This is a genomic window from Cupriavidus sp. NPDC089707 (assembly GCF_044748965.1).
Taxonomy (GTDB): domain Bacteria; phylum Pseudomonadota; class Gammaproteobacteria; order Burkholderiales; family Burkholderiaceae; genus Cupriavidus.
In genome coordinates, this window is the sequence record NZ_JBIVHB010000006.1 from 153,683 (window position 1) to 165,566 (window position 11,884).

10 protein-coding genes and 2 pseudogenes are annotated in these 11,884 nt (G+C 63.3%); 6 read left to right on the top strand and 6 right to left on the bottom strand.

Annotated elements, in window-relative coordinates:
* Positions 1-56 precede the first annotated feature (56 nt).
* From ACIP1U_RS12435 to ACIP1U_RS12445, 3 genes and pseudogenes are all read left to right on the top strand, one after another.
* A complete protein-coding gene (locus ACIP1U_RS12435) occupies positions 57-1,490 on the top strand; it encodes an MFS transporter (protein WP_400315049.1) in 1,434 nt (477 codons plus the stop codon).
* A gap of 23 nt (positions 1,491-1,513) precedes the next feature.
* Positions 1,514-2,256: pseudogene (locus ACIP1U_RS12440) on the top strand (NAD(P)/FAD-dependent oxidoreductase).
* A 106-nt stretch (positions 2,257-2,362) separates the two neighbouring features.
* The gene (locus tag ACIP1U_RS12445) at positions 2,363-3,664 is read left to right on the top strand and encodes a flavin monoamine oxidase family protein (RefSeq protein ID WP_400315051.1); all 1,302 of its coding nucleotides are present in this window, start codon (positions 2,363-2,365) and stop codon (positions 3,662-3,664) included.
* Between the two features lie 22 nt (positions 3,665-3,686).
* On the opposite strand, the gene ACIP1U_RS12450 is transcribed toward ACIP1U_RS12445, so the two are convergent.
* Positions 3,687-4,349 carry a TetR/AcrR family transcriptional regulator gene (locus ACIP1U_RS12450; protein ID WP_400315052.1) on the bottom strand — a complete coding sequence of 221 codons (663 nt, stop codon included), beginning with the start codon at positions 4,347-4,349 and terminating at the stop codon, positions 3,687-3,689.
* A gap of 381 nt (positions 4,350-4,730) precedes the next feature.
* Between ACIP1U_RS12450 and ACIP1U_RS12455 the strand changes: the two genes are divergently transcribed.
* On the top strand, positions 4,731-5,966 hold the full coding sequence (locus ACIP1U_RS12455; RefSeq protein ID WP_400315054.1) for a porin: 1,236 nt from the start codon (positions 4,731-4,733) through the stop codon (positions 5,964-5,966).
* A gap of 73 nt (positions 5,967-6,039) precedes the next feature.
* Here ACIP1U_RS12455 and ACIP1U_RS12460 read toward each other — a convergent pair whose 3' ends face one another.
* Complete coding sequence (locus tag ACIP1U_RS12460; protein WP_400315057.1) at positions 6,040-6,966, bottom strand: MBL fold metallo-hydrolase; 927 nt, start codon at positions 6,964-6,966, stop codon at positions 6,040-6,042.
* 427 nt (positions 6,967-7,393) lie between these two features.
* On the opposite strand from ACIP1U_RS12460, the gene ACIP1U_RS12465 reads away from it, so the two are divergent.
* Positions 7,394-8,653 (top strand): MFS transporter, encoded by a 1,260-nt coding sequence (locus ACIP1U_RS12465; RefSeq protein ID WP_400315061.1) that lies wholly within the window; start codon positions 7,394-7,396, stop codon positions 8,651-8,653.
* A gap of 141 nt (positions 8,654-8,794) precedes the next feature.
* On the opposite strand, the gene ACIP1U_RS12470 is transcribed toward ACIP1U_RS12465, so the two are convergent.
* Together ACIP1U_RS12470 and ACIP1U_RS12475 are read right to left on the bottom strand one after the other, a co-directional pair.
* Positions 8,795-9,091, bottom strand: a complete 297-nt coding sequence (locus ACIP1U_RS12470) for an EF-hand domain-containing protein (RefSeq protein WP_400315063.1) — start codon at positions 9,089-9,091, stop codon at positions 8,795-8,797.
* A gap of 102 nt (positions 9,092-9,193) precedes the next feature.
* Positions 9,194-9,487: a hypothetical protein gene (locus ACIP1U_RS12475; RefSeq protein ID WP_400315065.1), complete on the bottom strand. Its 294-nt coding sequence runs from the start codon at positions 9,485-9,487 to the stop codon at positions 9,194-9,196.
* 346 nt (positions 9,488-9,833) lie between these two features.
* Between ACIP1U_RS12475 and ACIP1U_RS12480 the strand changes: the two are divergent.
* A pseudogene (locus ACIP1U_RS12480) lies at positions 9,834-10,232 on the top strand (c-type cytochrome); the annotation flags it as partial.
* A gap of 13 nt (positions 10,233-10,245) precedes the next feature.
* On the opposite strand, the gene ACIP1U_RS12485 reads toward ACIP1U_RS12480, so the two are convergent.
* Together ACIP1U_RS12485 and ACIP1U_RS12490 are read right to left on the bottom strand one after the other, a co-directional pair.
* Positions 10,246-10,740: an SgcJ/EcaC family oxidoreductase gene (locus ACIP1U_RS12485; RefSeq protein ID WP_400315067.1), complete on the bottom strand. Its 495-nt coding sequence runs from the start codon at positions 10,738-10,740 to the stop codon at positions 10,246-10,248.
* Positions 10,741-10,886: 146 nt separating this feature from the next.
* The gene (locus tag ACIP1U_RS12490) at positions 10,887-11,753 is read right to left on the bottom strand and encodes a LysR family transcriptional regulator (protein ID WP_400315069.1); all 867 of its coding nucleotides are present in this window, start codon (positions 11,751-11,753) and stop codon (positions 10,887-10,889) included.
* Between the last annotated feature and the right edge of the window lie 131 nt (positions 11,754-11,884).

Genomic DNA, 11,884 nt, shown 5'->3' on the forward strand with positions numbered 1-11,884 from the left:
GGCGCGCATGACCTAAAGAACAGAAGAACAGCGACAACGCTGATGGAGACAAGCACATGAATCGCCCAGACACGATCGTCAGGCCCGACAAGGCATCCCACCTGCTTGCACGGTTGGACCGCCTGCCGGTCATGGCATCCCATTACATCTGGGCCGCGCTGCTCGCGGCCAACCTGATGCTGGAGTACTACGACAATGCCATCTTTGCCTACGCCAGCCCAACGATCAAAGCCCACACCAACCTGAGCACCGAGCAGATCGGACTTGTCAGCAGCGCGTTCTTCGTGGGCATGATCATCGGCGCACTGATCGGAGGAAGGCTTTCCGACAAATGGGGGCGGCGCTCGGTGCTGGTATGGACCACCGTCCTGTACTCGCTGGGCGCGCTGGCGACGGCATTCGCGCCCGACTACGAGACCATACTGGCCTCCCGGATCGTCACGGGCATCGGCGTCCAGGCGGCCACATCGGTGTTGCTGGTCTATATCGCCGAGATGTTTCCTGGCAAGGCACGCGGGCGCTTCGTCTCGATCGTGACGATCGGATTCGTGGTTTCAGGCGTCGGGGCCGCGGCACTGGCCATGTTCTATCTGCCGCACAGCAGCCCCGGTGCCTGGCGCAACCTGTTCCTCGCAGGCAGCATCGGCCTGCTGATTGCACCGCTGGCGCGCGTGGTCCTGCCGGAGTCGGTGCGCTGGTGCGTCTCTCGGGGGCTGACCGACCGCGCCGAGAAGATCGTCGCGAAGCTGGAAGCTCGCGCACTGCGCCGCGGCCCGCTCGCCGAGCCAGCGATCACAGACATCCAGGTACACCCAAAGGTGCCGACGCTACGCGATCTTTTCAACGACAAGGCCGTTCTCCGCACCATGGCCGTCGTCGCATTCGGCTACTTCGGATCCACCCTGGCCTATTACCTGTTCGCGCAATGGGGCGCCTACGCGCTGGTCTACAGCCTCAAGTATTCCGAGGAGGATGCGTACTACATCACGTTCCTCTGGAACGTGATCTATTGCGTCACGCCGTTCCTTGCCATGCTGTCCCTCGACCGGTATGAGCGCAAGTCCACCATCCTGGCCGTGTCCGTGCTCAGCGCCCTGCCGCTGGTCGTGCTGGGACTCTCGGCCACCAGCTGGGTGCTGATCGCCGCGGGCGGCATGGCCTCCATCATCACCGGCCTGGTCATCAACGCCTACTACACCTATATCCCGGAAACCCTTCCGACGCCGCTGCGCGCACTGGGCAGCGGCATCGTGATCTCCTGCGGGCGATTCGGCGGCGCCGCCGCCGGCGTCCTGGGCGCGGCGCTGTTCTCCGCGGGCGGCATGGGTGGCGTGATGCTCGCGGCGGCGGCCTGCTACATCGTCTTTTCCATCCCCGTCGCGCTGTTTGGCCCGCGTACCACGAACCGCTCGCTCGAAGCCGTCACCGGCGAGCCGCCCGGTACTGCGGCGGGAGCGCATTCTTCCCACGACACGCGCATCGCGGCCTGAGCCCGACAGCGTTTCCCAAGCCAATGAAAGGCAGCAAATTCATGAACCTCAAGACCTACCGAACGTTGGGCGGATGGATAGAAAAGCCGGCCGACCCGCAGCCACAACTCGATGGCCATAGCAATGCGGACGTGGTCATCGTCGGCGCCGGCTTTGCCGGCCTGTGCGCGGCTCTGGAGCTGGCCCGGCACAAGGTGAAAGTGGTGGTCCTCGAGCGCGACTTTGCCGGCTCCGGCGCGAGCAGCCGCAATGCAGGGTATCTCGCGAAGGCATCACGACAGTTCACTGGGTCATGGAAAGCCACCGTCTGACCGCGCGCAACACGCTCGTTGTGACGACCAAGCGGCTGCGCTACCCCTTCGGCTCGCGCACGCCTGACGTGCCCGAGCACGGCCAGTATCGTGAGCTGCAGAGGGCGTTGCACGATCGCTTTCCGCCGCTGAAGGGCATTGCTATCAAGAGCTGCTGGAGCGGCTATATCAGCTATGCCAACGATGGGCTGCCAGTCGTCGGCGCCATCGGAGCGGATCGGAACGTCTATTACGCCGCGGGTTGTTCCGGGCACGGCGTCGGCACCCAGGGCATGGTCGGCCACATGATGGCCGGGAAGATCCTGGGCGGCGAGAACCCGCTGCTTGCGATGCTGATGAGCCACAGCGCACCCTCGACGCTGCCCGAACCGCTGCGCTGGTTCGCCCTCAACGGAGCATTGAAAGTGGCAAACAGGCTGGATGACCGGTTGAACCGCAAGGCGCGTGCGGCATGAGCAAGCGCCCTTTGGGAACTGGCATCCAGCCGTTGCACGACATGACATGACCGCGGGGTCTTGCACCGGCCCCTCGCTTCTCCTGAAACTCAATACGGAAACTCTGATGACAGATCTGTACGATGTCGCCGTGATCGGCGCAGGCTTCGCTGGCGTGACTGCTGCCCGGGACCTCAGCATGGCAGGCCACTCGGTGGTGCTGCTTGAAGGGCGCGATCGCATTGGCGGCCGGACCTGGTGGGCCGAAGCCCTCGGCGTGCACCTGGATCTGGGCGGCACTTACGTGCACTGGACCCAGGCGCATGTCTGGCGCGAACTCAAGCGCTACGGCATCGGCCTGGCGACGCCGATGCCGGTCACTAAGGCCTACTGGCAAGCCGACGGTCTGGTGCACTCGGGGACGCTGGCGGAGCTCAAACAACTGACCACGCCACTGGCCACCCGCTTCTTTGCCGACGCCCGGGTGCACTTTCCGCAGGTGGACAACCTTGCAGTCGCCGATGCCAGCGAGATCGACAAGCAGACCGTCGGCGACCGGATCGACTCGCTTCAGCTGTCTCCGCACGACCGGGATCTGCTAGTCAACGCGATGTCCATCCTGGTGTGCTCCGAACACGAGCAGGGACTTGCGCAGCTCCTGTACTGGTGCGCGATCTGCTTTGGCGACTGGAACGCCTTCAAGGAGATTGCCGGGCATTGGCCGATCGAAGGCGGAACCGGCCGGCTGATCAACGCCATCAGCGCCGAGTCGAGAGCCGAGTTGCGCCTTTCAACGCCGGTGGTCGCTGTCGACGACAACGGACGGGAAGTCATGGTGACCACTCGCGACGGGCAACGAATCCGGGCCCGGCACGTCGTCGTGGCGTTGCCGCTCAACATGCTGGACGAACTCTCCGTCACGCCGCCGCTGCCGCAACCCGTGCGTGCCATGATCGAGCAGAAGAACCCGATCATGCCCAGCAAGATCTGGGTACGCGTCAAGGGCGAGATCGAGCCCTTCGTGATTTATGCTCCCGTCGGCAAGCATCCCATCAATACCGCGCATGCCGAACGGCGCGACAATGGCGATACGCTGGTGGTGTGCTTCTGCTCCGATACGTCGGCGCTCGACGGCAATGATCGCGAGGCCGTACAGCGCGCACTGCGTGACTTTGTGCCGGATATCGAAGTGGTGGACACGGTCTGCCAGGATTGGGCAAACGACCCCTTTGCCAGGGGCGGGTGGATGCATCACCGGCCCGGCAACCTGACCCAGGCTGCGCCCCTGATGCGAAAGCCCCACGGCCGCATCCATTTCGCAGGCGCTGACATAGCCGGCATCGGTGTCGGCGGCATCGACGGTGCCATCGAGACCGGCGCGAGGGCCGCCGTCGACGTCGCTCGCGCATTGGACATGGCAATCCGTTGATTGCGCCTGGGTTGACGCCTTGCTAGCCCTGCCTGGAGCGCGCCCCGGCATCCCGGGCCTCGCCTGGAACCGGGGCGATCAAGACCCCCAGCGCGTCAATGAGTGCCCGCATCCGCTTGGGTGTAAATCGCTTGGGCTCGATCGGGTACATCATCATCCACCCATCGCCCATGGCGACGAGCTGGTCGGTGAGGATATCGGCCGGAATATCGTTGCGGACTGCCCCTCGCTCCTGAGCGTCCTTGACAAGTGAGGCGAGGATGCGGCGATAACGCGCATAGCGCCTGGCGATGACTTCAGCGAAGGCAGGCTCGTGCCGCCCCTGCGCAAGCAATTCCGACGTCGCCGGCCAGAATCTTCTGCTGCGATCGGTCAGCCTCAACCAGCTTTCGAAAGGTGCCAGGATGTCACCGCTTTCCCGGGCGGACTCCAGCATCGCCTCGAAGCGGTCAAATGCACTTTCCATCAATGCAACGACCAGCTCTTCCTTGTTGGCAAAGTAATAGGTCACCGCACCGGTCGTGTACCCGGCGTACTTGGCTACCTTGCGCAGCGATGCATTGGCATATCCCTCCTCCGCAATCACGGACGATGCCGCCCTCAGCAGCGCCTTGCGCTTCGCTTCGCGATCGCCGATCGGACGACCCCGGGTTGAGACCTGCTCGATATCGCCATCACTGCGCATTGTTCTGATCTGCCTGTTGAGGGTTTCGTTACGGGATGCCAACCGTCCAGGCGCCATTTCATTCAACGGCGCCGGGTGCGGGAAACCCGATTTTACAGAATCCGCGTTATCTCTTGATGCCAGTCCGTCAAGGGGGTCCAGGCATCGGTGCAGCCCTGCCCGCCGTGGACGCACTGCCCGCATCCGTGCCAACGACTTAGCAACACCTGTGCCCTCGATTTCCAGGATAGCGCAGGGAATACCCGGCCTTTCTATTTAACATTACGGTCGTTATGCTAAGTCCTCGATTCACCCGCATATGACGGTGAACGTTCCACGAAGATTGTGCAGCCGAGGCTTCTGCATGCGGCTGCCATATGACTGAAAAACAGGAGATGGCTGATGGATGCATCCAGGCGCAAGGCCGTGGAGGAGGATGGCGCTGTCGTTAAGCGGCGCCCTGAAGGGAAGCAGCGAATGCCATGCGGAAAGGCGCTCGACTGGAGCAGCAGGTCATTGATCGCGCTGGGCGTGCTTGCCACCTTCGCGGGTGCGGCATGTGCGCAATCCTCGATCACGTTGTACGGTACGGTGGACACCAACCTTGAATTCGACACGAACTTCAAGAACCCGAGCGGCGGCCCGGATAACAGGTTCGCCCTCAATGGCGAGGGCCTGTCGGGTTCACGCTGGGGCCTGCGTGGCGTGGAAGACCTGGGCGGCGGCCTGAGCGGTGTCTTTGTTCTGGAAAGCGGCTTCGGCGGAGACGACGGCACATCGCAGCAAGGGGGCCGGTTGTTCGGCCGTCAGGCGTTCATCGGCCTGCAGAGCGCCACCTACGGCAAGCTCACCTTCGGTCGCCAATACACCTCGATGCTCGAGGCACTGGCCAACTTCTCGCCAGCCGCCATGTCGAGCCTGTATGAGCCCGTTATCGCCCAGATCGGGCCGGTCTACCGCGAAGACAACACCGCCAAGTACTCTGCGACCTTCGGCCCGATTAGCGTAGGTGCCCACTGGAGCTTCGGAACCGGTGGGAGCAGCGGCACCGTGAACGGCAGCAGCCTTGGTGGCAAGGGCGAGGTGCCCGGCCAGTTTCGCCGCGACACCGGCTACGGTGCGCGGGCGTCCTATACGGCCGGCCCGTTCGGCACCGCCCTGACCTATGACCAGGTGAATCCGAGCATCATCAGCAACGGCACCTTCCTCGGTACCGGGACCTTCAAGAAGGCCGCCGCAGCCGTCAGCTATGCGGTCGGCCCGGCCATCTTCATGGGCGGCTACCGCTGGGCCAGGTCGAGTGCGCCGGGGCAGACACTGGTGCGCGACAACTTGTACTGGGCTGGTGTGTACTACGAAGTAACGCCTGCGCTGAGCCTGACCCTGGACTACTACTACCAGGTGTTCCGCTCCTCGACCTTGCCCGCGCTGAAGCCGCCGGGCAATCCGAGGCAGTTGATGTTTATCGCCGACTACCGCCTCTCCAGGCGTACCGACCTGTACCTGACCACCGCCTACTCAAAGAATGCCGGGCTGTGCCTGGACACCGCGTCTATTGCCTTTACCAACGGCTATCAGCTCGGCGGGGGCAAGAACAGCATGTTCGGTGCTGCACTGGGTATCCGTCACCACTTCTGAGAGCAACGGCGCACCGCGCCGCGACAGACCGCGCGGGTCACGAGGGTGTGGCCTGCGCGGCGCGCCGCCAGGTTTACCCGGCCCGGTAGACGCCGTCTTCGCTTACCTCAACCCGCCCGTCAGCCAGCAGTTCGGCCAGGTGCTGTGAAATCGTTCGGGTCTCGGCGTTTGCCACCCATAGGCCTTCATAGCCCGGCGGATACAACAACCGCAGATCGACCAGTTGCGCCAGCGTCTTTGGCGATTCTCGCAGCAACGCCAGCAGGCGCTGTTCGCGCTCGTCCAGCTTGGCTGCATAGGCAGCGAGATCACGCTGGAAGTGCTCGCGATCGGTGTAGACGCCCCGGTGATGGGACGTGACCCACACCTTTGCCGGAATTTCCGGGAGCCGCGCCAGACTGCGACGGAAGTCCGCCAGGCTGGAACCTGCGTCGCCGTAGTAAGGCCCGAATCCGGTGAGGTCGATGTCCCCCGTGAACGCCACACACTCCGGTTCAGCAAAAAGAACGGAGTGGCCCGCGGTGTGCCCGGGCATGTGGAATGCGCGAATGCGGCTCTGGCCAAGATCCCAGGTGGCGCCGTCCACGTAGCCCTGTGCATCAGGCCGCGGTACATAGAAGAAATTGCGCTGGAACTTCAGCAGCGTCTCCGACGCGTACTCCGCATTGCCGAAAGCGGCGATCATCCCTTCCCAGCTTTGTGCCGCTGGCAAATCCGCTTCGTGCACGTATACCGAGGCAGCCGGGAGACGGTGCAGGCCGGCCATATGGTCTTCATGCACATGGCCCATCACCACCAGTTCAGTGGCGTCGAACTCGGCTCCGATGTGGTTCGCGACAATCGGCGTGTCAAAGGCCGCACGAGTATCCGTGCCCCGCACCAGTACCTGGTTTCCGTCGGGGTATTTGCCGTTCTTCTCGCCGAAAAAAACCGAGACGCGCCCGAAGTCAGCCCGTTGGATGGGTCCGTGCGTGTCTGAATTTCTGAAAGCAGTGCTCATGCTGATCGTCCCCTCTAGCGGCCTGTTGAATGCCCTTCAGCCACGGTTTCCAGGAAGCGGGCAGGTACGGCTGCGCCGCTCAGTCTCAAAAATCCTTTTTATCATAACACCCGTCATAATAAAGCGCGGACCTCTGCTCTTCAGCTCATTCCGGGAGGTGTCCAAAAAGTATCTTATCGTGGAGATTGCTACATCATTGAAATGCGAGTGATGGGCCTCTAACATGCGCTCATGGCAGCGTTCACCGACACCTCGGCGGCCTTGCTTGGCGCCACGCTACGACCTTGCGCGCCACCGCCGGATGCGGATCTGGCGCGCGATCAAGACAATTGGCGGCGCTGTACTGCGAAACGGCGCTCTCCCGGCTGATTGAAAAGCAGTTTGCCGATGCAGTCCAGGCACATGCTCCGCGAAAGTCAGGCTCGCCATGACCGCGCACAATGACCACCCCTCGAACGCCAGAAGCAGCTGGCTAGAACGCATGGCGCTGCCATCCGGTGTTCACGCGGACGCCTTGCCGCTGCTTGCCGGCCGCGCGCTGCGTGGCATCTGCGATGGCTATGTTGCCGTGCTTTTACCGTCTTACCTGCTGGCGCTTGGGTTCGGCTCGATGGCAGTTGGGCTCATAAGCAGCGCGACTCTGATCGGCTCCGCCCTCGCCACGATCCTGATCGGGATCGTGGGGCACCGCTACCCGCAACGCCGCTTGATGATGCTGGCGGCTGCCCTGATGTTTGCGACTGGCCTCGGCTTCGCGGGTTTCTCCACGCTGTGGCCGCTTCTGATGATCGCCTTCGTCGGCACGCTCAACCCGGGGTCCGGCGATGTCAGTGTCTTCCTGCCGCTGGAGCATGCGCGGCTGGCGGAAGCAGCGACGCCCGACACCCGGACGGCGCTATTTGCCCGCTACGGCCTGATCGGCGCATTCTCGTCCGCTTTCGGGGCACTGGCAGCGGCGATACCGGCATGGATGGTCGAGCAATCCCCGCTGTCCTTGCTCGATGCGATGCGCCTGATGTTCGTCTTCTACGGGATCGTAGGGATGCTGCTGTGGCGTCTCTATGCGCGCGTACATGTCGGCCAGCCACATGGAGCTGCGACGACGAGAACACCATTGGGTCCTTCGCGTCCGATCGTGTTGCGCCTGGCCATGTTGTTCAGCGTAGACGCGTTCGCGGGCGGGCTCGTCGTCAATTCGCTCCTGTCGCTGTGGCTGATGCAGCGTTTCGGCCTGAGTCCTGCCGCGACTGGCCAGTTCTTCTTCCTGGCAGGACTCCTGACGACCTTCTCCCAACTCGCCGCGGTGCCGCTGGCGCGAAAGATCGGCCTGCTCAATACGATGGTGTTCACGCATATCCCGTCCAGCCTGTGCCTGATTGCAGCCGCCTTTGCGCCCACGCTGACGCTTGGCCTGGCACTGCTGCTGGCTCGCAGTGCGCTGTCGCAAATGGATGTGCCTACCCGGACAGCCTATGTGATGGCCGTTGTCACGCCGCCTGAACGGGCGGCGGCTGCAAGCCTGACCGCAGTGCCGCGCAGCCTGACTGCGGCACTCAGTCCTGCGCTCGCCGCCGCGCTGATGGCTTACGGCTTTACCAGTACGCCGCTGGTCGCCTGCGGCTTGCTGAAGATCGCCTACGACCTCGCGCTGCTGCGCACATTCCGTCGCGTCAAGCCGCTCAACTGATCCATCGGGCCGGGATGTGGACCGCCGGAGACTGGATTGCGCAGCACTTGCAGGTGGTCGAATCGATCGTCGAGAAAGTCCGCATTGCCGGTGCGGATTCAACCGATCGATTTGGCCTTTGAGCCGGAGATGACACCCAGGTCACCGCGACATCATCATCTGCCCCATGAAAGCCTCGATCTGCGGCAGCGTCACATAGCCAGTTCGCTGCGCGTCGATCTGGTCGAAATGCTTCGCGACCATTGGCATGCCCGCGGCCGCCTGCTCACGCGTCAGCTTGCCGTCGTGCGTGGTATTTGCGTTGGCAAAGCGGCCCTGCACTTGCTGCATCGCACGCTCCACTCGCGGGTTGGCGGCGGCTGCGGGCATGTCGATGCTTTGCGCGAACGCGCCAGCGGAAGCCAGGCACATGGCGGCTACTGCAATCATCTTCTTCATGGTTTTTCTCCGTTTTGCCGGGCTCTGCCGGCGTTGTGAACGCTGATTCGCGGATACGCATACGGCAGCCGCGCGGTGGCCTGGCGCAGTAGCCTCGGCATATCAACGCACTACGTGGACCGGGCGAGATGCGACGTAGACGGTACGCAGCAGCGGCGTGGCCTTGACGACCACCGTCGGCAGCGGTGCCGAGGCAACGACCACCTTGGGTGCAGGCTTGACCACCACCCTGGGCGGCGGCGCAACCACCACCGCCGGCGGACGGACATACACGCTGGCCGGCGCGACCACCACGGTCGAGGCAAAGGCCTGGCTGCTTGCCAGCAGGATCAGCGCGCCGGCGGCAGCGCCAAGGAAGCGGGGAATTCTGAGGAATCGGGAGAAGCGCGAGGTCATCACAAGTCCTTCAGTTTCGGTTTCAGCCGGCCGGTGCAGCGCGGCAACGGACCGAACTATAGGCCGGGGGCCGGCGAATTTCGACGCCGAAAACATGTCGCGGTATTACACGACGGCGGCCCCGCGAGGCATGACATGCGGCGACATATTTCCCACATGGCGCCGGCCGCGATCGACCACTACATTTGCCTCACCGACGCAGCAATGCAGGCTCCCCGCAAAGCAAGGCGTCCCCTCTCACCACGCAGGACGATCATGCACAGTCTCCACAAGATCACCCTTCTCGCCACAGCCTTCGTCGTGGCGGTCTCACTGATCGAAGCCTAAGCCTTCTTCCTGGCGCGCCGCATCCGTGGTCAGCGAAAGCCATTGGACCTACAACATCGTGCGCATCGATATCACCGCATCGCCCGCGGAGCGCTTTGCGGCCATCCGGCCCGCCTCCGACCAGCCGGCCGACGGCTCGGTCATGCGCGGCTTCGCGACCTTCCAGCGCGTCTGCTTCTCATGCCACTCGCTGAACAAGGTGGGCGATGCCCACCTCGGTCCGGACCTCAATGTGCCGTACAGCGCGGTGGAGTACATGGGCGACGACAAGCTGGCCAGGCTGATCCGCGACCCGCAGTCACTGCGCTGGTGGCCCGGCGCGCGCATGCCAGCCATTGACGAAAGGACGCTATCGGATGCTGACCTGAAGGACCTGCTGGCGTACCTGCATCACATGGCCGGGCGCAAGGGTTCCTGAAGCCAGGCTTGCGTCAGGTCTTTTCCGGCATGGCCGACGAGTGGTGGCTTGTGATCAGCCATTGCGAACCGGTCCAGCGATAGGTGTAGGTATAACGCGCCTTCACGACGGCTCCGGTCCGCGCAAACGTGAAGGTATAGATCCCGGCATCCACCGCATAATTGCAGCCCAGCTCGATGCTGCGAAAGTCGATTTTCCCGGAAGGACGGCTTTGCAGGAACTCGTTGAAATAGTCGAGCTTCTCGGCGGGGGTCAGGCGCGGTTTGTTGGATACCGTCGGAAGCAGGATCGAGCGTTCCGCATAATTGGCCACCACCTTGTTGGGATCGCCTGTCTGCAGGGACTGGTTCCATCGATCGAACAACGCGGCGATTTCCTGCTCTGAGGCTTGCTTGCAGGATTCGGTGCGTGACGCCTGTGACGACGCCTGTGGATTGGCTGGCGATCCCTGGTTCATGGCGCATCCGGCAAGTACGAAGGCCAGGGCAGCAACGCAGGACAGCTTCATGGCTAGCCCCTTGGATTTATGGTTAGAGCCAGAATGCACGCAATGGAGTATGGACTATCGGGCAGGCGTTAGCCATGTCTGCATCGTGCCTGCGTAGCGGGGACAAAGCCCCGATTTAAGCGCCGCCTTAACACCGGCAGCCAGCGCTAAGCCTGCGCTACCCCTGCCCGAAGGTCCGTCATGATCTGTTCGGCAAGGAAATCGCAAGGCGGCCGCTTGGACTTCGCGCTTCGGGCGAGGATGAGCTCGAGCGGCGGCAGGTCGGGCAAACCATGGGCCTGGCCGAGCACGGTCAGTTGTGGCGGGATTGCGCATCGGGCCAGCGCCGCGACGGCCAGTCCAGCCTCGACCATGCTGAGCAAACCCAGCAGGCTCGGACTCTCGTACGACGTTCGATGCGCAATCCGTGCGCGATCCAGGCTGCGGATCGCGTTCTCGCGCGCTACGCTCCCTGGCATGAACACGGCGATAGGCAACGGCCTGTCCTCCCAGACTTGCGGCCCGTTCGCCATGGCGGCCCATGCCATCGGCTCGTTCCGGATAAAGTCGCCGGACAAGCCCTTCACCCGCGTGCCGCAGACCAGGTCTACCGTGCCGTCCTTGACCAGTGGCGCCAGCGCGCTGCTGGGCAGGCCGACTACCTGGATCTGCACTTTCGGATACGTCGTCGAGAACTTCTTCAACACCGAGGGCAGCAGCGATGACGCGTAGTCGTCGGGCACCCCGATCGCTACCTTCCCCGTCACCTCCGGCCGTACCACGGCGGCCCAGGCTTCGTCGTGCAGGGCCAGCATCCGCCGGGCGAAGCCCAGCAGCACTTCACCCTCGTGCGTCGGCACGATGCTGCGCGGCCGCCGCACGAACAGGGGCCGGCCCAGCGCTTCCTCTAGTGCCTTGATTTGCATGCTGACTGCGGACTGCGAGCGGTTCACCGCCTCGGCGGCCCGCGTCATGTTGCCGGTCTCGGCGATTGCGACGACCGTGGCCAGGACATCGTGGTCAAGCATCTTCATGGCTATCAGAAAAACTGAATGCAACAATCAATATTATGCGTTTTTCTTCTGGAAAACGGCGTGCGATATTCGGCAACAGCAAACAAAAAAACGTGGGCCGCAAACTCGCGCCACGTCTTGACCGCGGGATT

What these genes read in the sequence shown, in the direction of transcription:
- ACIP1U_RS12435 (WP_400315049.1), top strand. Translation starts at nt 57, where the DNA reads ATGAATCGCCCAGACACGATCGTCAGGCCCGACAAGGCATCCCACCTG.
- ACIP1U_RS12445 (WP_400315051.1), top strand. Translation starts at nt 2,363, where the DNA reads ATGACAGATCTGTACGATGTCGCCGTGATCGGCGCAGGCTTCGCTGGC.
- ACIP1U_RS12450 (WP_400315052.1), bottom strand. Translation starts at nt 4,349, where the DNA reads ATGCGCAGTGATGGCGATATCGAGCAGGTCTCAACCCGGGGTCGTCCG.
- ACIP1U_RS12455 (WP_400315054.1), top strand. Translation starts at nt 4,731, where the DNA reads ATGGATGCATCCAGGCGCAAGGCCGTGGAGGAGGATGGCGCTGTCGTT.
- ACIP1U_RS12460 (WP_400315057.1), bottom strand. Translation starts at nt 6,966, where the DNA reads ATGAGCACTGCTTTCAGAAATTCAGACACGCACGGACCCATCCAACGG.
- ACIP1U_RS12465 (WP_400315061.1), top strand. Translation starts at nt 7,394, where the DNA reads ATGACCGCGCACAATGACCACCCCTCGAACGCCAGAAGCAGCTGGCTA.
- ACIP1U_RS12470 (WP_400315063.1), bottom strand. Translation starts at nt 9,091, where the DNA reads ATGAAGAAGATGATTGCAGTAGCCGCCATGTGCCTGGCTTCCGCTGGC.
- ACIP1U_RS12475 (WP_400315065.1), bottom strand. Translation starts at nt 9,487, where the DNA reads ATGACCTCGCGCTTCTCCCGATTCCTCAGAATTCCCCGCTTCCTTGGC.
- ACIP1U_RS12485 (WP_400315067.1), bottom strand. Translation starts at nt 10,740, where the DNA reads ATGAAGCTGTCCTGCGTTGCTGCCCTGGCCTTCGTACTTGCCGGATGC.
- ACIP1U_RS12490 (WP_400315069.1), bottom strand. Translation starts at nt 11,753, where the DNA reads ATGAAGATGCTTGACCACGATGTCCTGGCCACGGTCGTCGCAATCGCC.